At 64.1% G+C, this 16,668-nt stretch carries 22 protein-coding genes; 5 read left to right on the top strand and 17 right to left on the bottom strand.

Annotated features, from left to right (window positions below):
- Window positions 1–132: 132 nt before the first annotated feature.
- From LWP59_RS27665 to LWP59_RS27625, 9 genes are all read right to left on the bottom strand, one after another.
- Entirely contained in the window at window positions 133–2,328 is a 2,196-nt protein-coding gene (locus LWP59_RS27665) for a cell division protein FtsK (RefSeq protein ID WP_144643221.1), read from the bottom strand.
- Window positions 2,325–3,470 (bottom strand): hypothetical protein, encoded by a 1,146-nt coding sequence (locus LWP59_RS27660; RefSeq protein WP_144643220.1) that lies wholly within the window; start codon window positions 3,468–3,470, stop codon window positions 2,325–2,327. The genes LWP59_RS27665 and LWP59_RS27660 overlap by 4 nt, the downstream gene beginning before the upstream one ends.
- Window positions 3,467–3,682 carry a hypothetical protein gene (locus LWP59_RS27655; protein WP_144643219.1) on the bottom strand — a complete coding sequence of 72 codons (216 nt, stop codon included), beginning with the start codon at window positions 3,680–3,682 and terminating at the stop codon, window positions 3,467–3,469. Before LWP59_RS27655 ends, LWP59_RS27660 begins: the two co-directional genes overlap by 4 nt.
- Entirely contained in the window at window positions 3,679–4,266 is a 588-nt protein-coding gene (locus LWP59_RS27650; protein ID WP_233921942.1) for a hypothetical protein, read from the bottom strand. The genes LWP59_RS27655 and LWP59_RS27650 overlap by 4 nt, the downstream gene beginning before the upstream one ends.
- A 5-nt stretch (window positions 4,267–4,271) precedes the next feature.
- On the bottom strand, window positions 4,272–4,439 hold the full coding sequence (locus LWP59_RS27645; protein ID WP_186383460.1) for a hypothetical protein: 168 nt from the start codon (window positions 4,437–4,439) through the stop codon (window positions 4,272–4,274).
- A complete protein-coding gene (locus LWP59_RS27640; protein ID WP_144643216.1) occupies window positions 4,439–4,618 on the bottom strand; it encodes a hypothetical protein in 180 nt (59 codons plus the stop codon). The genes LWP59_RS27645 and LWP59_RS27640 overlap by 1 nt, the downstream gene beginning before the upstream one ends.
- Window positions 4,615–5,073, bottom strand: coding sequence for an RRQRL motif-containing zinc-binding protein (locus LWP59_RS27635; protein ID WP_144643215.1), 459 nt, complete (start codon window positions 5,071–5,073; stop codon window positions 4,615–4,617). The genes LWP59_RS27640 and LWP59_RS27635 overlap by 4 nt, the downstream gene beginning before the upstream one ends.
- Complete coding sequence (locus LWP59_RS27630) at window positions 5,070–5,402, bottom strand: hypothetical protein (RefSeq protein WP_144643214.1); 333 nt, start codon at window positions 5,400–5,402, stop codon at window positions 5,070–5,072. Before LWP59_RS27630 ends, LWP59_RS27635 begins: the two co-directional genes overlap by 4 nt.
- 171 nt (window positions 5,403–5,573) lie before the next feature.
- Window positions 5,574–5,885: a hypothetical protein gene (locus LWP59_RS27625; RefSeq protein WP_233921941.1), complete on the bottom strand. Its 312-nt coding sequence runs from the start codon at window positions 5,883–5,885 to the stop codon at window positions 5,574–5,576.
- Between the two features lie 194 nt (window positions 5,886–6,079).
- Here LWP59_RS27625 and LWP59_RS27620 point away from each other — a divergent pair, with 194 nt between their 5' ends.
- Window positions 6,080–6,931: a GntR family transcriptional regulator gene (locus LWP59_RS27620; RefSeq protein ID WP_144643212.1), complete on the top strand. Its 852-nt coding sequence runs from the start codon at window positions 6,080–6,082 to the stop codon at window positions 6,929–6,931.
- A gap of 175 nt (window positions 6,932–7,106) precedes the next feature.
- Entirely contained in the window at window positions 7,107–7,859 is a 753-nt protein-coding gene (locus tag LWP59_RS27615; RefSeq protein ID WP_308431724.1) for an NAD(P)-dependent oxidoreductase, read from the top strand.
- A 5-nt stretch (window positions 7,860–7,864) separates the two neighbouring features.
- On the opposite strand, the gene LWP59_RS27610 is transcribed toward LWP59_RS27615, so the two are convergent.
- Window positions 7,865–8,074 carry a hypothetical protein gene (locus LWP59_RS27610; protein WP_144643211.1) on the bottom strand — a complete coding sequence of 70 codons (210 nt, stop codon included), beginning with the start codon at window positions 8,072–8,074 and terminating at the stop codon, window positions 7,865–7,867.
- A gap of 111 nt (window positions 8,075–8,185) precedes the next feature.
- Between LWP59_RS27610 and LWP59_RS27605 the strand changes: the two genes are divergently transcribed.
- Window positions 8,186–8,386 carry a hypothetical protein gene (locus tag LWP59_RS27605; protein WP_144643210.1) on the top strand — a complete coding sequence of 67 codons (201 nt, stop codon included), beginning with the start codon at window positions 8,186–8,188 and terminating at the stop codon, window positions 8,384–8,386.
- Window positions 8,387–8,642: 256 nt separating this feature from the next.
- Here LWP59_RS27605 and LWP59_RS27600 read toward each other — a convergent pair whose 3' ends face one another.
- Window positions 8,643–8,897: a hypothetical protein gene (locus LWP59_RS27600; RefSeq protein ID WP_144643207.1), complete on the bottom strand. Its 255-nt coding sequence runs from the start codon at window positions 8,895–8,897 to the stop codon at window positions 8,643–8,645.
- Window positions 8,881–9,162, bottom strand: coding sequence for a winged helix-turn-helix domain-containing protein (locus LWP59_RS27595; RefSeq protein WP_144643206.1), 282 nt, complete (start codon window positions 9,160–9,162; stop codon window positions 8,881–8,883). The genes LWP59_RS27600 and LWP59_RS27595 overlap by 17 nt, the downstream gene beginning before the upstream one ends.
- A 144-nt stretch (window positions 9,163–9,306) precedes the next feature.
- Between LWP59_RS27595 and LWP59_RS27590 the strand changes: the two genes are divergently transcribed.
- The gene (locus LWP59_RS27590) at window positions 9,307–9,486 is read left to right on the top strand and encodes a helix-turn-helix domain-containing protein (protein WP_144643205.1); all 180 of its coding nucleotides are present in this window, start codon (window positions 9,307–9,309) and stop codon (window positions 9,484–9,486) included.
- 480 nt (window positions 9,487–9,966) lie between these two features.
- Here LWP59_RS27590 and LWP59_RS27585 read toward each other — a convergent pair whose 3' ends face one another.
- The 5 genes from LWP59_RS27585 to LWP59_RS27565 all read right to left on the bottom strand — a co-directional run bounded on the left by LWP59_RS27585 (window position 9,967) and on the right by LWP59_RS27565 (window position 15,727).
- Window positions 9,967–11,139: an AAA family ATPase gene (locus tag LWP59_RS27585; protein WP_233921940.1), complete on the bottom strand. Its 1,173-nt coding sequence runs from the start codon at window positions 11,137–11,139 to the stop codon at window positions 9,967–9,969.
- 949 nt (window positions 11,140–12,088) lie between these two features.
- A complete protein-coding gene (locus tag LWP59_RS27580; protein ID WP_233921939.1) occupies window positions 12,089–12,733 on the bottom strand; it encodes a pentapeptide repeat-containing protein in 645 nt (214 codons plus the stop codon).
- 486 nt (window positions 12,734–13,219) lie between these two features.
- A complete protein-coding gene (locus LWP59_RS27575) occupies window positions 13,220–14,377 on the bottom strand; it encodes a site-specific integrase (protein WP_144643225.1) in 1,158 nt (385 codons plus the stop codon).
- Window positions 14,361–14,582, bottom strand: a complete 222-nt coding sequence (locus tag LWP59_RS27570; protein ID WP_186383461.1) for a helix-turn-helix domain-containing protein — start codon at window positions 14,580–14,582, stop codon at window positions 14,361–14,363. Before LWP59_RS27570 ends, LWP59_RS27575 begins: the two co-directional genes overlap by 17 nt.
- Window positions 14,583–14,653: 71 nt before the next feature.
- Window positions 14,654–15,727: an AAA family ATPase gene (locus LWP59_RS27565; RefSeq protein ID WP_267966973.1), complete on the bottom strand. Its 1,074-nt coding sequence runs from the start codon at window positions 15,725–15,727 to the stop codon at window positions 14,654–14,656.
- A 109-nt stretch (window positions 15,728–15,836) separates the two neighbouring features.
- Between LWP59_RS27565 and LWP59_RS27560 the strand changes: the two genes are divergently transcribed.
- Window positions 15,837–16,667: a hypothetical protein gene (locus tag LWP59_RS27560; protein ID WP_144643223.1), complete on the top strand. Its 831-nt coding sequence runs from the start codon at window positions 15,837–15,839 to the stop codon at window positions 16,665–16,667.
- Window position 16,668 lies beyond the last annotated feature (1 nt).

Genomic DNA, 16,668 nt, shown 5'->3' with positions numbered 1-16,668 from the left:
CAGGTAGGGTCACTAGCCTGCTGATCTGCGGAAAGTTAGGGAGTTAGCCGAGTTAGACCAGGCCGTCGAGGCAGCGGACCGAGCCAGTTTTCACGGTGCTGTGTGGAGCGGCCGGGCCTAACTCGGAACCCGTCACGACTGCTCGTCGGCGTCGAGGTCGACCGTGGCCTGCTTCGCGAGAGCTTCACGCACGGTGACCGGGTCGACGGGCCAGCGGTTGCCGGTGGAGGGGACTTTGATCCCGTGCTGCTTCGCCAACTGCTCGCGCAGGGCCTTGCCGGTGAGCCGCTTGTAGGGCAGCCAACCAGGGGCGTACTTGGCCAACAGCGCCGGAACATCTGCGGCGGGCACCGGGTCGTTGCCGAGCACGGCGTCCAGGTCTTCCAGCAAGTCGCGGGCAGCCTCGATCTCTGGTGCAGCGCGGTCCGCGCCGGGCACCTGCCCGTGCTCCTCGATTGCGCACATGGCCCGCTCAATAATTGGGGTGACCTGGTCGTTTTCCCGCGCCACGTCGAGGAAATAGACCTGCACGATGTCCGAGCGTTCTCCGGTGAAGCCCTTCACGACCGCGGTTCCCTTGTCCGTGCCGGGAATCAGCTCGGTAGCCCGATGCCCTGCGGCGTAGGCGCCCTGCCCCAGCAGCGCGTCATTCGCCACGTGGTCGCCGACCGCAAACGCGACACCGTTGGAGCAGTTGCGGGTCACGTCGCGGGGCATGGAGTCCTTCGTGGGGGCTTGGGTGGAGACGATGAGGTGAATGCCGCGCTTGCGCCCGAGTCGCACGATGTCTACCAGCAGCTTGGAAATCTCCGCCCCGTACACTGGGTGCTGGATCGCGACGTGGGCCTCTTCGAGCAGGCAGAACAGCGGGTGTAACCCGACGTTCTTCGACGCCAGCTCCCGCGTCACCGCGGGCACCTCGAAGCGGATCAGCAGTTCCCCGCGGGCCTGCACTTCGGCGTGCAGTTCCCGCAGGTGGTGCAGGATCTCTTCGATCTTCTCGTCTTCGGCGCCCATGGCGTAGCGGGAGCAGCGCGGCCGGAACGCCTCGAAGTCGAAGTTGGCGTCCGGGACCCAAATGCGTAGCTCCGCCGTGGGGTCGAGCGCGGCGCCGGCCATCATGACCCGCGCGGCGGAGGACTTGCCCTGCCCAGGCATGCCGCCACAGATGGTGTTGCGTTCCATCAGCGGCGCCAGGATCGGCGTCCCCCGCAGGGTCTTGCCGAACGGGGCACCCTTGAACACGTCCACCACACCATCGGTGAGCAGCGGATACGCTCCCGCACCCTCGGCCAGGGCGCCCTTGTCCGCCACCCACAGGTCCAGGATTCCGGCCTCCGCCCCGGTCGTCGGCCACACCTCCTTCGCCAGCCGATGCAACCCGGTGGCGAGGTCGGCGCGACGGCGGGCGATCTTCTCCGCGGTCACCCCAGCCGGGAGACGGAGCACGGCGTGCGTGCCGCGCCCGTCCGCCCGGGCCGGGGTGAGGTACTGCAGCGGCAAACCCTGCTTGAGGTAGGCGGCGATCTGCGGAATTCGCAGCGCCTCCAGCGCGCGAGCGATGGTGGTCTCATCGATCGCAGCGTCCATGTCCGCCTCCGCCGCGGTCGCCAGCCAGCGCGGCGCCGTGCCGCGGCGACGGCCCTCCCGGTAGGCGGCCAGTACGACGAAGCCGGGCAGGGCCATCAGGAACGGCGTCCACGCGACAGCAATTGCGGTGAACACCCACCGCATCGCCGAGAGAACGCCGGTGATGACGTGGACGAACTCGCCCGACCCGGACAGCTGCACGAACAGCCCAACCAGCAGGGTGAGGACGACACATCCCGCCAGGCTGCCCATGATGACCTTCGCCGCGCCCTTGGCCAGGGCGGGGAGGTCCATCAGCCGCTTGTGTCGCCGTTCCGCTGCGGCCTCTTTACGCTCCATCCACTCCGCCAGGGCCTCGCGGTCTCCGATGGCTTCCGCGGCCTTGATCTGGCGCCGGTAGACACCCATTGTCGAGGCATCCCAGGTCCGCTTTCCCCAGGACTCGAACCCCTGCACCGTCGTCAGCCCCGTGGCGAGCAGGGTCTTGCCGGCCGCCTTGGTGAGGTCGTGCGTGGCGACGGTCTTCACGCCGCGCGCCACAGTCACCGCGTCCTTGCGGTAGAGGGCGTACCGCTGCAGTGCCTTGGCCTTCTGCATCGCGCGGTAGTCGGCGTCCGTAATGATCTCGCCCTCCAGCACCTCGGTGTCCGAGGTCGCCGGGGTGGCGTCGGCCGATCGGCTGGGGAGGTAGTGCACGCGGGCCAACTCCTGCTCTGTGCCGTGGTGATCGGTGGTCACTTGCTGCCTCCCTGGCGGTGTTCGTCGCGAAGCTGCCGTGCGCTCTTCGGGGAGCAGCGCAGGGCCTTGCGGATCGACTCGGCAGAGGTCGGGTCGACCGCGCCCGGGCGAGCTTTCAGCGCCTTGTCCAGCTCGGCGCGGAGCTGCTCGATCGAGCGGACCTTGCGCCCGGCGACGCGAGGCCGGTTGGGGGTCGATTTTTGCTGGTCAGGCTCCCGGTCGAGGGTTGCCACCGTGCCGCCCTCGATCGAGTCGCCCAGCGCCGGGTCAGACTCGACCCCGGGACCTTCCCCGGCCGCCCACGCGGCGCCCTGTACCGCGAGCAGATCGGCGAACTCCCGGTCCCAGTCGGCCGACTCCCCGGCCACGGGCAGGCCCGGCACGATCGCCGCTTCCAGGCGCCCTCGCCGAGCGAGGACGTAGCGGCCCGGCGCGTAGACCAGGCGGGCCGACCCGTCCGGGTCGATCTCGGCAACCGCGTGCACCACGGCAGCGCGGCGCACCTTGGCGACCTTGCGGGTCGCGGCCCTCTCGATCCGCGCCGCCTGCCGCTCCCGGCGCGACAGGGGCGGAGCGGCCAAGGTGAGCTGATGGGCGACCACCCCCGCGACGGACACGATGCCCATGACCACGCCCGACTCCCACCGGGTGTCCAGGCCGTGCAGCAGGTTGGAGGTGAACGCCACCGCGGCGAACGCCCACACTCCCAGCTGCAGCCAGCCCACCGGACGTTCCGGGTGGCGCCGCCGCGACACCAGCACCGCGACCGCGAACGCCCACATCCCGAGTTCGGTGATCCCAGGCAACAGCACCCCGAGATCACTGGCGTAGACGGTGCTGCCCCACGCGGCCATGGCTGGCGCGGCGAGCACGAACGACAGCAGCGCAATCGGGTAGATCAAGAGCTCCACCACCGACCGGCCCAACCACACCCGGGCCGCGACCACGGCGGCGCGGCGGCGGGCAGCTCGCTGCTCCCGATCGGCCCGCGCCTGCTCGGCGCGGGCGTGCTCGTCCGCCCGGCGCTGCTGCGCCAGCGCGGCCCGCTCGGCGATCCGGACCTGAGCCGCGGCCGCGGCCTGCTCCCGCTGGATCTGAGCGTCGACCAGCCGGTTCGCGCGGCGTTCTTCCTGCCAGGTCATCCCCACACACCCCTCTCCAACTCGATACGGAGGTCCCGGGCGAGCACGAGGGGGAACAACCCGCGCACCCGCGCCAACTGGCCCTGATTGATCTCGCGTGCCCACCCGTGGGCCTCGCTCAAGTCCGGCCAGTTCCCGGCGGCGACGGTCTCCCCGGCCGGGGTGGTGACCAGCACCGTCCAGGACCCGGCGATATCAGCAATCCGGGTCACTTGACCTCACCGTCCCCAGCGGACGTCGCCCTAGCCGAAGCGTTGTGCTGCTGGCGGCGAAGCCGCAGCTCGTTCCCGGCCCAGCCCAGCGCGGCCAGGCCGGAGGCGAGGTAGAACCAGCTGGACACGGCGGCGCCGAACACGACCGGTCCGGTGATGCCGGACAACTCGCCGACGTGCCAGCCCAGCCACGAGATCACGCGCGTGGTGCGAGTCGGCGTGGTGACGCGGGCATAGAGCGCGGTGTCCGGGTCCTGCCGGGCCTGCAGCTCGGCGGATGCCGCGGCGTGTCCGATGTGGTCGTTCGGCTCGGTAGTGGCGGGTTTGTGTTCAGGCGTGGACATTGACAGCCTCCCCTCGTAAACCGTTGCTGGGCTGGAAGAACTGGTTGACCGGCCCCGCGGCGGGGCGGTAGCCAGCCGGGCGGCGAACCCGTTGAGGCGACGGAGGCAGACCTCGAGTACCCGCGCCACCAGCACGAGCGGAATCCGGAGCAGGTGCAGCAGCATGAACACCGCGAAGGTGGCGGCGAACTTCAGCAGCACCCACGTCCCGCGCCGTTCCAGAACCTCGAAAATCGACACCGTGATCACCGTCCCTTCGTGACGCCGTTGGCGCGTGCTGTAAGACAGGCGGGGCAAGTGGCCTTGCCGCGGACGTAGCGCGCCTCCGCCGGGAGCCGGAGCCCGCACAGGGTGCGGACCGTGCCGTCCCACCAGCTGCGCGTGCCGTAGTGGGTGTCCAATTTCGCGGCCATCAGCGGCCACCTCCCGAACCGGAGAACAGCACCGACAGGGCGTGCACCGCGGCCTGTACAGCGTCGCGGGCCTGGTACGGGTGCTTGATCACCCACATCACCAGTGCGAGGAACACCAAGCCCCACAACAACTTCCGCAGCGTGTTCTTTTTCGGCAGCACCGTTGTCGTCTTGCTCATGCGGCCACCTCCGTGGCGAGTTCGGTCGTGGGATTCAGCTCTGCCAGCTCGGCGCCCTCGCAGGCCCAGCACTGGCGGGTAGAGGTGGGCACGTAGTAGCCGACGTCTTCGTGGCAGGTGCGGCAGATCCGGCGGGCGGTCAGTGCCTTGCCCAGCGCGACCCGCTGAGCTGGGGTGGGGGTGCGACGTTCCCTGGCGCGTTCGACCGAGAACAGCTCCGCCACGGTCTCGTGGGCGTACGGCTTGAAGTGGCGGAACACCAGCAACGCCACCGGGTCCTGTCCGCCTGGGCGCAACCCGGCCTCTCGCAGCTGGGCGCGGGTGAGCAGGGTGGCCGGGGCCTCGCCCCAGCCGAACACCGGTAGCCCCTCCCGCCGGCCACGGCACAACGCCACCAGGTGAGTGCGGCCGTCGTAGATCGTGGTTACCGACTGGCGACGCTTACGCGGATTCATGCCACCTCACCTCGCTCGGCGGCGGCGATGACCCACGCGACGAAGGTGCGCGCGGCAGCCGTGTTGTCAGGACCCAGCTGGTCCTTCAGATAGCGGGTGATCTGCCCGACGCTGTGCCCCTCGGCGTGCCGCCCCGCGATGATCTGCACAGGCGCGGCCACCAGGTCCTTCCGGTAGCCGGTCCGGCGCGAGGCCCGGGAAAGCAGTTCCTGTGACACCATGAGTGCCCTTCCCTTCGAGTCGTGTCCTGGCTGGTTGGGGAGTCCCGGCGCGGTGGCGTTCTTGGCGGGATGCGCCGCGCCGGGGTCACTGATCAGATAGCGGGTCATTGGTGCCGCCCGGTCGTCGTCGCGGCGTCCCGGACTTGCGCGCACACCCCGGCCGGGTGCGTACCCGGCACGAGCGGGCAGCGGCAGTCACAGCGCGCCCCGTACTCGTCTTCACTCAGTGGCTGCGGACTGCGGACAGACTTCGCGCCCATCACGCGGCGGCCTCCCCGCTCATGGGGACGGCACCGTCGGCCTGGTCGTGCGCCGCGTCAACGACGAAACCGTCGTGCAGGCGGCGCAGGTGCGTCGATTGGCGCGGCGGCGGGAGCGAGCTGCACGGCGCGGATCAATGAAGCGCGGCGCGCGAATCAGAGCGGCCGTGCTGGCAGCGGCAAGCTCACGGTCGATGTCTTCCAGGAGGTCGGCCGCGTCAGCCAGCTCGAGCGCGTCCGTGTAATGCACAGCGTTCGCCTGAGCGGCGAGAACGTGGTCGTAGTCAACGTCGAGGCCGTCGAAGGACGCTTCGGCCTGTCGGCGGCTCATGTGTGCGGACCTCATCGGTCTCCCTTTGCCTCGTTCGGTTGTCCGTGATCCCGGACACCACGAAAGCTAACAGTTGAGAGCTCAGATGGTCAACTGGTAGATCCAAATTTCTTCAGAAACGGTGTTCCACCTGCGGAGATCACGACTCCCATCTGGTAGCCTCTGGTAGCAAAGCAGCGCAGAGAGGAAGTCGAATGACGCGCCCACGCCCAACCGTCAGCCGGTCGGAGCCGCTTCACATGCAGGTGGCGCGACACATCCGCAACGACATCGAGGCTGGGAGACTTCGCGACGGCCAACGCCTGCCGTCCACGCGTGAACTGGCCGAAGAGTGGGAGGTCAGCACGCCGGTGATCAACGACGCGATGGCGATCCTGAGCAAGGAAGGACTGGTGGAGAGCAAACCTCGCGCCGGCCGAGTTGTCAGGGCGCCAGAGCAGGCCAGCATCCGCCCTCGGCCGTCCACGCCGCACGTCGTTTTCGTCGGCGGCTATGCGGGTAGCGGCAAGACTGAGCTTGGCCGGGTCGTTGCCCGCGATACGGGGTGGGCGCTGCTCGACAAGGACACGCTGACGCGGCCGGTTGTCGAGGCCGCCCTTGAAGCCGTTGGACGCTCGCCGCACGACAGAGAGTCCGATTTCTATCTATCTACGATCCGGCCTCGTGAATACGAATCTCTGATGAACGCGCTGACCGAAAACCTCCAGTGCGGAAACAGTTCGGTCGTCACCGCACCGTTTCTCCGTGAATTCGCCGATGCGGCTTGGGTGAACAGAACTTTAGCCACCTGCAAAGATTTCGGAGCGACTGCGACGTTTGCATGGGTCTACTGCGATGCAGAGACAATGCATACCTACGTTCGCCATCGTGGCGCAGCCCGAGACTCCGCGAAGCTCGCCGACTGGTCGCGGTACGTGGAGGGGATAGATCTCGACTTGCGTCCGCCCATTCCCCACATCGTGGTGGACAATTCGGCGTCTAGCGAGCCTTTGCAGTCGCAGGCCCGACGACTGGTTGAACAAGTCGAGAACGCGAAGGTCGATTAGCGTGCGTGTTCTTGTGAGCAATGAGACTGACGACCAAGTGGGTGTCGAAGTCCTTAGCGGTATTGAAGGCGTGGAGGTCGTGACATACGACCCTAACCAACCGCTGCCAGCGGAGAGGCGCGACGCTGAGGTACTAATTCCGCCGTACCGGAGCAGCCATCGTCCGATTCCGTTCTTGAAGCAGCTCGACAATCTGCGCATGGTGCAACTGCTGTCGGCCGGCGCTGACGAATGGTCCGGCGACGTTCCGGCTGACATCACGCTTTCCACAGCCCGGGGAGCGCACGCAGGGCCTGTCTCGGAGTGGATTCTGTCGGCAATCCTGTGCGTTTATCGACAGTGGCCGGCACTTGTCCAGTTCAAGGACGAGGAGATGTGGGCGCATCGACGGGTTGCCGCGGACACTTTGGCCGGCAGTCGAGTGCTGATCGTCGGCGCTGGCAGCATCGGAAGAGCGGTTGCTGAGCGCCTGGCCCCGTTCGGCGCCACGCCGACCCTGGTCGCGAGCAGGGCGCGGGAGGGCGTACACGCACCCTCCGACGTTCCGGCGTTGCTACCTGAACACGACGTTGTTGTGATCACCGCGCCGCTCACGGGGGACACAAGGGGCCTGGTCGATAAGGCATTCCTGGCCGCGATGCCAAACGGCGCACTGCTCGTCAACGCGGGTCGCGGGAAGATCGTCGACACTGACGCGCTAGTGGCCGAGTTGCAGGCGGCCCGCTTGCGCGCAGCCCTTGACGTCACGGACCCGGAACCCCTCCCGGAAGGGCATCCGCTCTGGCAATGCCCCGGCACGATCATCAGCCCGCACATGGCGCGCACAGTGCCGGGAACGAACGCGCTTTGCTACGCCGTCGCGGCCGAGCAGATCAGTGCTTTCCTGGCCGGTGAGATGCCCGCCAACCTCGTGACCAGCCGAAAGTAGAGCGATTAGGCGTCGCTGAGAGCGCCGAGCAGACGGGCCTTGCACTCCGAGAGGTTCTTCTCGATCGCAGCGAGGGTCTGCTCGGTAGCGCGGACGCGGGCGCTTGTGTCCGCGTGCTGACGCACGAGCTGGTCTTGCAGCTGCACGACAGCGCGGATGCGCGCCTCGCCTCGCGCGATCACCCGCGCTTCCAGCTCAGCCAACGTCGGCACCATACCGGTGATGCTAGCGGGCCTCGCCTTGCCTGCTCTTCGAACATATGTTCTACTCGATCTGCCGGGCTGGCGGGGGAAGCGCCAGCCCGGCCAATCTTGAAGGGAGTCGCCATGTCACCTCAGGCCCGCTTGATCCCCGACTGGTTACGCGAAGGTCGGGAGGTCATCACCGAGACCTTGCAGTACGTCAAGGAGCGGCCGCCAAACTCGCCCATCCACGACGAACGCGTGTACGCCGTGGTGAACCTGTGCAAGCAGTTGGTCGAGTTGAAGGAAGATGAGGTCTGGTTGCACGGCCGTCCATCGGCATAGCAGAACCCCTCTCGCGGACCTTGCGGCCGCGTGTCCCCGACCGGTTTTGGCAGGCGCCGCGATTGGCTCCGCGTCGCCCGCTAGGGGACGGCAAGTGCCGCGAGAGGGGTTCCTCATGCGCCGGGTTGCGGATTTCCTGCGATCCGCTCCCTGGGTGAGTGGGCCAAGCCCGGTCGGAAGGTGGCGAAAAGAACCGGAAGTGACAGAGTCACGGGTTCGCCCCGCGCAGGCTTCCAAGTAGAACTGTTTCCGGTGGTCAGGGGCTTTTAAGGAGCTTTAGAGTGGGAGCGCTCAGGCTGCGTTCGATGTCCTCAACCTCGCCGCGGAGAAGGGCGAGCATCACCTGTCCGTGATGAGCGGCGCAGGTGTCCCACGCGGTGCCCAGCAGATCGACGGCATAGAGCGTTGCCGGTACTGCGCACCGCACGCACACCCTTCCATCAGGGCAATCCGGATCGACAAGACCGCTGCCGAGTTCTCGCAGCAGCGATGGATCAATAGTTGTGGGCATCGGAGATCTCCTCATGCGTCGGTCGTTCAGCAACGAACGTGCCCTTGGCCGGCACCGTATCGACGAGACCCCGATACCGCAGAAGCCGCGTCGCGTGCCGCGCCGAGCCGAGCGAGACACCGTACTCCTGGGCAAGGCGCCGCTCCGACGGCAAGGGGTCGTCCGGCCTCAGCTCGCCGCGCTCGATTCGGGAGGCGATGTGTCGAGCCATCGCCTCGTAGATCAACTCCCGCTGCTTCGGTTTGAAGTCAGGATGAATGCTCATAACCCCTCCACTCAGTCCTGCGGCAAACGCGACATTTGACGACAAGCGTACATGGTCGCGGTCCATCGCGATAAATCGCTGTGTTCGCGGTGAATCGCGTCACCCGAGTGGACTAACGCGACATTCGCGGGCAACAGTACGTAAGTGCCCGGTGACCTTGTCCCTACTGCTGACGCTGCGAAAGCCATAGGAGTGGACCGCCGCACCCTGCAGCGGTGGGTCAGCCAGGGCCGGATCGAACCGACTCTGACTACTGCGGGTGGTCATCACCGCTGGGACATCGACGACCTCAAGCGGCAGCTCCGGGAGATGAACCGCAGGTAGGCCGAGGGCGTCCAGGGGACGTTGCTGTTCGGCCCCGACCGCCACACCGACTTCTGGCACCCTGGTCGGTTCGCCACGGGCTGTTCCTGCTCGCCCGCATCGTGTGAAGGGCGGCAACCCGGCCGGTGGGATCTGTTTCCGCGGCCGCGCTTCAGCCGAGCCGCGAGCGTATTTCCTCGACAAACGCCTTTCGGTCAGCATCAGGCAAAATCTGGTCCACCCACACGGATACGGCGTCCTCCCACACGCGCTGAGCGCGAACACGAGGTCCTAGTCGCTCGGCAGTTCGCCGACACCAGGTGTGCACGTTCTCTAATCGCATCGCATCTTCAACAGCATCCTCTAGATCGCCGGGGCGAACCCCAAGCAGTTCGGCGACGCTTGCCCACTGCGCCGACGTGAACGACTGAAAAAGCGTTGCTTCTGGAGATTTCGATCCTGGGATTTTAATGCAGCCCTCGGCTAGATCTTGATCACCATCTAGTACCCCAAACCTTTACCGGGAAGCTTGCCCTCGGCTGCGACTCGGCCGATCGCCTTAACCGTGCTTGCCGGGCCTACGCTTACCATTCTTATCCGCTTCGCCAATGTGCTATTGAAGTCTTCATACGACACTATGCGGTCAACCAAGAAGACGGACTCGGCATCTTCACAATAAAGAGTTAGTTCCGGATGGCCAACGTCGTCCATCAGCGACAAAGCGAACTCTGGGGTAACCCCATAAATCACTTGTCGGCCGTAGGATCTGTCCAAGTGGATGAAGATTCTCGCCGTCTGCGGCAGCTGTTCAAATATGTACGGCGAATGAGTTGAAAGTATAAACTGGAGTCGCTTACGGCGCGCGACATCTAGAAGTTCTGCCATAAGCCTTCGCTGTGCGCGAGGGTGCAGTGAGGCTTCAACTTCGTCGATTACCACCAACGAGTTCCGTGGCAATTCCTGCAGCATTGCCACGAGATCGGCGGTGGTGTCCTCGCCGGCGCCCTGATGATAGTTCGAGTAGGTCATATTGTTGCGCTCTAGGACGCCAACCTGCTTCTCGCCCTGCGATAACACTTTTCCCGAACTGAATGATATCCCCAGTACGCGACTCAAGAGGGCGCGAAACTCGTCGGACAATTCGAGCATGCCATCGCCCGAGAATGCTGCCGATTTGGCCAGCTTGCCGTAGCCAATAAGAGTATCGATGGGCTGAATTCTGCTGATATCGAGGAAGAATAGCACGCGCTCTGCGCGAGATGGCATTCCTCGCCAACGCTCCGTGCGCTTTCGAATTCGTACGGTTCTGACTTCTCCGCCCAAGCGGAACCGATGTTCCAGGACAACGCCATTGACGTTCTCCCACGGCGTACTGGGAAAGAAATCATCAGGATTAAATGTGACTGATTTCAGGTGCTTGCTCGTTGTCTTCTTTGCTCGATAAGCCGTCGCGGCTGCCTTGAGTACCGTGCTCTTTCCCGAGCCGTTGACGCCCGCGATGGCAACGACCGGGAACCGAAACTCGATCTCCTCGCCGCGCCAGCCGCGGAGTCCATCGATGCTTACAGACTCCAGGAACTGAGGCCAGCCTTTCTCGGAGTTGCGCTCGGTGTTCCAGTCAGCTTCTAGGCCAGCCGCGGTTCGAACCGGTTCCATGCAGCGCTCCAGAGCCATGCCCATACGGGCGGAGGGCGATCACAGTACGCTGCGTAGATCGCCGCGCACGGCGGACGCATTACAGGCACCCGTCGATGCTCACGAGTGTCGAAGACCGCGAGCACTATGGCGCCATCTTCGGGCTCCGGGCGCGCCGGCTCCGCCGGTAGCGTTGCAGCGCGCGCAACGCCCGTTCCCCTGCGGCCTGCCCGGTCTCATTCCTGGTCTGAATCGCTGACAGTCGCCCAGGTTCGTCCCAGTTCGATGAAATGCGAAGGTGCAGGTCAAGGGCTCTGCGATCGTCGGGGGCCTTGTTCTGCCCGCCTTGAAAGCGTGAGATACCTGGAATCTACTTCCGCGTCTGAACCAGGGCGGGCTTTGCGGACAGCGCCAGTGAAGCCGGTGTGACAGGTCGGGGGGTCGGTACACCCTGTCACACCTGTCACTCTGTCACTCAAGGGCTGTTGACCTGGGTAAACGGGTGTGACAGCCCTGTGACAGCTGGGTACGACATCAGTTCCCCACACTCTCTTACGGTCACAGTGTCACCAAGGCTGAAACAGGGGAGGGGCCCGCGCCTGTTTCAGCATCTTTCTGCTGGTCGCAGCAGTGGGCTGAGTGACGAACTGAGTGACAATCGCCGGGGAAACGGACGGTCTGCCACGGACGTCCACGGACGTCAGAAGGGAGCCTGATCTGGCGTTCTAGCAGGTCTTTCGTCATGATCAGGTGCCTGGGGGTCAAGGGGTCGCAGGTTCGAATCCTGTCGTCCCGACGGCCTGAGGGGGCCTCTGACCTGGAAGAAATTCGAGGTCAGAGGCCCCCTTTGCAGTTGACCGATCTCTTCGCCAAAGCAGTCAATCGCCCTATGCGTATTCGGTGAGTGACAAAGTGAGTGACTAAGCTCCGGGGGCCTTGGCTCCAGAGCGCGTCGAGGCAACGGTCGACCAAGCGAAGGCGCAGGCACCTAGTGCCAGTCTGCCAGCCCCTGTTGTGGCCACCAGGCGGGGCGCTTGATGCCTGGAGGTAAGAGGGTGCCGCCGTTACCAACGGCTTGGTCGACTTGCTCCTGAGTGAGCCCGATCGTCCGGGAAAAGTCAACATCATGCAATCGCGCTTCGGACAGGCTTGCTCCCGACATAAGCGCGTCATCCATCTTGGCCGTGATGATGAGATCTTTAGGTACAGGCTTATTGCGATGAATGTCAGGGTTCTGAACTACCAAGGAAAACGTCGCCCTGTTCAAGGTTGCACCAACGAGAATGGTGTTGGAGAGGTTAGTCCCCGCAAAGGCCGCTCCTGTCAAATCTACTCCTTGTAGGAACGAGCCCGAAAGATCGGAGTAGTCGAACTGTGCATTGCGAAGGTTGTCGCCCCAGATCGTGTGGCCACGCAGGCGGCTTCGACTTAAATCTAGTCCCGTCAGGCGTTCTTCCAGCTGCGTGGAGCAGAGTACTTGCAAAGCTGCTCCAACCTCGTGTTTGCGGTCTTTCTCAGGAGTGGAGCCGATCGTCGGGCTTTTTACTCGTATGAATGCGCAAATTACGGATGCTATCACTTTAGGGTCGCCAGGCGCACTACCCTCTCGCATCAATTGCTGCAGGGAGTACACTCCGCCGAGTGAGATAATGATAGAAGTCCCCCCAATTGCTCCACTGCCTTCGCGAAGCGATCTGTAAAATGACCGCGCTCTGCTATTTGCACGTTTCGAATTGCTACTTGTGCATTTTCGTTCGCGACTTGAAGGGTTGCCACAGCTACCCGCGTGTTGCGCAGGTTCACTAGTAAAGTACCTATCGCGGCAATTCCTGCCAGTCCAAGTAGTAGTGCGCTACGCGTCGAGGCTGTTGCCGAGATGCGGGATGCCTGGTATTCGGGTGAAGACATGCTGCTTGACTTGTCCGGCCCAGGTGGGTAGAGCATGTCTGGAACCCGCCACCAGATTGCGACGAACGCTACCGCTAGTACTGTTATCAAGACTACGACGCTAGCTATCGCGGTCGGGCCACGATCCGCAAAAAGTGTTCTGATCGAATTGGTCACGTCAGCTATTATTTCACATCGCCCCCGAGTTGGACGCATCCTGTCCGGGCCTGAATTATTGATTTGGTGCGAAGATGCGGTCCATAGCGGTCGCGCCCTCCAGTATCACTGGGCGAATTTGATGGCGATAAACCTGTTCTGTCACAGCGGTCCCACTGTGTCCACACAACCGGGCGATATCCTCCAGTCGGACGCCCGAGTCTGAAAGCAGTGACACGAAGCTGTGCCGCATCTCGCGAGGCGTCCACTCCTTCGGCGTGAGGCCAGCAGACTTGATAACCTGACGAAAGTCACGCCTTACGTTGTGTGCGTCGAGTGGGGTGCCCGCTGACGATGTGAAGACCAGGTCATGATCTTCCCACTTCTGTCCGGCCTGACGCTTTGCTTCTGCTTGCCGAATTCGGTGGAGTCGTAATGCGACTACGCATCGTATTGGCATCGCCAACGTCCGTCGGGATTTTCTGGTTTTCGTGTCACCCCCAGCGCGGACCGAACGCCAGACGCTGATAGAGTGCACAGTGGGCGAGTTGGAGCCAACATGCACGCCGAGGTTCACATGGTTCCAAGTGAGCGCGCGCAATTCTTCCGTACGAGCGCCAATCAGTAGTGAAAGCACGACATAGGCGTGAAGGTGCGAGTTCTCCGCCGCTTTTAGCACAGCTTCCGCCTGCTCGAAGTTAAGCGACTTTGACGGCCTGCCTTCCTGCCCGGTCGGGATCTCACAGAGCGCTACGACATTGCGCTTAACCTTGTCGCGAGCCTGGGAATGCCTAACGGAGCGGTTCAGGATCGAGTGCAGCAGCCGGAGGGTGCGGGTGCTGACCCGCGTGGCCACGTCGGCAAGCCACTCGTCCACATCCTCAGCGGACAACTCCCGAAGCTTCCGCTTGCCCAGCAGTGGCAGGAGGTGCCCGTCCGCGAGGTAGCGGTAGTTCTTCACCGTCTCGGGATGGCGGCCGCTGAGGCCGTAGGTGAGCCAGTTGCTTACCGCCTCCGCGACGGTGTATCCGGCCGGACCAGTTGGCAGGCCGTCGTCGAGGTCCCGCACTAGTTCCTTGAGCTTGTCCTTGGCCTCGGTCTTGGTCTTACCGCTGGCCTTGCGGACGATGCGCTTCCCGGCCGGGGTGTAGCCGGTCGTGACCTCAGCGATCCAGCGTTGACGGGACTCCGACCAGTAGAGTCCACCGTCCCCTCGGCTACGCCGCTTGGCCATTGACACCCTCCGTTTCGTTGATGAGTAGTTGCACGTAGGCGGTGATCGCCTGAGCTGGGATGAGCCGGGCACGTCCCTGCTTGACTGACAGCAGCCGTCCGGCGCGGATCTGCTCATAGATGACGGATCGGCTCATCGACAGCAAGCGCATGGCTTCGGTGATCCGGTACAGGTGCCGGTCCAGCATCCCGGGTGGTGTGTCCATCGCGTTCCCCCTCGGCGTGGCGGTAGGCGGTTGGGCGGTTGTGACAGGTGGGCGGGGCGTCACTCGTGCTGTCACTCCTGTTCGTGCTGGTCACCGGCGGTTGAGTGACGGAGTGACAGCTGTGACAGGGGTGGGCAGCTGTCGCTGTCACTCGCGCCTTCGGTGGGGAAGTAGGTCCCGCCAGGTGCGGCCCGGACCTGGGCGTCCTTGGCCATGCGAGAGAGGGTCTGCCGGACACTGTTCGAGTTGAGCTGCAACGCGTCGGCGATGGCGGCGGGTTTGCTGCCGGGGTACTCGCGCACGAATCGGGTGAGCAGCGCGCGGGTGTCGTGCATCTGGTAATCCCCGGCGGGACCGTCGAGCTTGGTCCAGGCGCCGGAGGTGGCGTCGAAGCTCATGGCGTATTCGGCCTCTTCGACGTCGCGGCCGGTCACGTGCAGCACCCCGTCCGCCTGCCCTCGCGTCCGTTTGAGCACGAGCGTGGCGTCCACCGCACCGGTCAGCCCGTTCGTGCCGGACACCATGTCTTGGAAGTCCTCGGCGCCTTGCTTGCGGACGTGGTGGATGAGCAGGAACGGCACGTTGTAGTGGTCGGCCAGGGTCTTGAACCGCACCGCAGCGGCGTAGTCCGCGGCGTAGGCGGACATGCCGGCCGGGTCTGCGCCACGCATCTTGGCGAAGGTGTCGACGATGACCAGCCGCGCGTGCGGGTTGGCGTCGAGCCACTCACACAGCAGCGCTTCCCCGCCGTGCGCCATCGTCGGACACGCGGTCTCCAACGTCAGCAGGGGCGCCGCCCGGCCTCCGGCCGCGAGCATCTGACGGCGGCGGCGCTGCAACCGGCGTCCGGTGTCCTCCAGGGCGCAGTACAGCACTGGCCCGCGCTCGACGTCGATTGCGTTGAGCGCGGGGTCGCCGTTGGCGATGGCGGCGCCCAGACCGAGTGACAGCCAGGACTTGCCAAGCTTCGGCGCCCCGGCGAGCAGGTTGAGTCCTTCGCAGAGCAGGCCGGGCACGGCCCAGCGCGGTTCCGGGAAGTCCACGGCCATCAGTTCGGCGTCAGTCCAGCGGGTCTTGCGGGCTGGTTGCTCCGGGACCGGCGACAGTGCGCGGGGGCAGGCATGATCAGTTGCTCCCTTCGGCAATCAACGCGTGGACTTCGAGGCGTCGTACTGGACTGGCGGTGGATAGAAACGAAACTGCAGCGGGGAGCGATTGAAGGAGCAGAATGCCAACCCCGTGAGAGGATTTTGCGTGTCCAACCCCGATGTAACGCTTGTCCTGCTTGGTGAGCCGTGCCCGCATCTCGGGTTCGAAGAACTTGAGCCGTCGATTTCGCCTCACACGGAAAAACTTCTTCGACGTCTTGCCGTTACCGTCGTTACCCAGGGAGATGAGCAACACGAGCAGCTTCAGGAGGAGTTGGCCTCGACTGGGTTCGATGAAGCGATTCTCTCGGACACCGGAGGTGGCAAGTGGAAGGTGGCTCGGAACAACTACTCCTATCGATCCAGCGAGAAAGTCTCGACGTATACCCACTCGATCGAATTGGAAGAGCGTGAAGAACTTGTCCTTGAGAAAGTCCTGTTCGAAGGGCTCACGCTTGTTCCCGAGCGTTGGCAGCCTATCGAGATGGCTTCCGGCCTGTACATGATGGAAATACTCGCTCAAGTTGACCCAGAGACGCACAAGAAGCTGGAAAACGTACTCCAGGATCGCCGATTCGTCGGTGATCGCGAGCATCGCTACTTCGATGTGACGCTTGTTGGGGTTAAATCTGCCCCCGCTAAGATGAGATTCGGGCGATGCCTGTGGGAACCTGGCAGTGAGGGTGTTCGGCACTGTCTCGTGTTCGTTCCGTACGAAGACGACGAGTCCAATGATCAGCCAGCCTACGAACCAGCGATGACGCGCCTGCAAGAACAGTCGGTTATTGCCTCGATAAAGCTCGACACACTTATTACTGAATTGCAAAAAGCTGGCGTAATCGGTGATGCGGCCGTTGATCGAATTAACAATATTCCTGACCCGTTGCCCCGACGTGAGTTCGAGCGGACTAGGAATATCATGGAGTTCTTCGTGTGAA

The sequence above is a fragment of the Amycolatopsis acidiphila genome, assembly GCF_021391495.1.
GTDB lineage: Bacteria > Actinomycetota > Actinomycetes > Mycobacteriales > Pseudonocardiaceae > Amycolatopsis_E > Amycolatopsis_E acidiphila.
Note: the sequence above shows the minus strand (reverse complement) of the source record. Positions and strands in the feature narration are given on the sequence as shown.

Excerpts from the sequence above, each read along its gene's own strand:
- LWP59_RS27595 (WP_144643206.1), bottom strand. The coding sequence starts at position 9,162 with ATGAGCATTCATCCTGACTTCAAACCGAAGCAGCGGGAGTTGATCTAC.
- LWP59_RS27605 (WP_144643210.1), top strand. The coding sequence starts at position 8,186 with ATGTCACCTCAGGCCCGCTTGATCCCCGACTGGTTACGCGAAGGTCGG.
- LWP59_RS27645 (WP_186383460.1), bottom strand. The coding sequence starts at position 4,439 with ATGGCCGCGAAATTGGACACCCACTACGGCACGCGCAGCTGGTGGGAC.
- LWP59_RS27585 (WP_233921940.1), bottom strand. The coding sequence starts at position 11,139 with ATGGCTCTGGAGCGCTGCATGGAACCGGTTCGAACCGCGGCTGGCCTA.
- LWP59_RS27620 (WP_144643212.1), top strand. The coding sequence starts at position 6,080 with ATGACGCGCCCACGCCCAACCGTCAGCCGGTCGGAGCCGCTTCACATG.
- LWP59_RS27640 (WP_144643216.1), bottom strand. The coding sequence starts at position 4,618 with ATGAGCAAGACGACAACGGTGCTGCCGAAAAAGAACACGCTGCGGAAG.
- LWP59_RS27635 (WP_144643215.1), bottom strand. The coding sequence starts at position 5,073 with ATGAATCCGCGTAAGCGTCGCCAGTCGGTAACCACGATCTACGACGGC.
- LWP59_RS27600 (WP_144643207.1), bottom strand. The coding sequence starts at position 8,897 with ATGCCCACAACTATTGATCCATCGCTGCTGCGAGAACTCGGCAGCGGT.
- LWP59_RS27575 (WP_144643225.1), bottom strand. The coding sequence starts at position 14,377 with ATGGCCAAGCGGCGTAGCCGAGGGGACGGTGGACTCTACTGGTCGGAG.
- LWP59_RS27630 (WP_144643214.1), bottom strand. The coding sequence starts at position 5,402 with ATGACCCGCTATCTGATCAGTGACCCCGGCGCGGCGCATCCCGCCAAG.
- LWP59_RS27625 (WP_233921941.1), bottom strand. The coding sequence starts at position 5,885 with ATGAGCCGCCGACAGGCCGAAGCGTCCTTCGACGGCCTCGACGTTGAC.
- LWP59_RS27570 (WP_186383461.1), bottom strand. The coding sequence starts at position 14,582 with ATGGACACACCACCCGGGATGCTGGACCGGCACCTGTACCGGATCACC.
- LWP59_RS27610 (WP_144643211.1), bottom strand. The coding sequence starts at position 8,074 with ATGGTGCCGACGTTGGCTGAGCTGGAAGCGCGGGTGATCGCGCGAGGC.
- LWP59_RS27660 (WP_144643220.1), bottom strand. The coding sequence starts at position 3,470 with ATGACCTGGCAGGAAGAACGCCGCGCGAACCGGCTGGTCGACGCTCAG.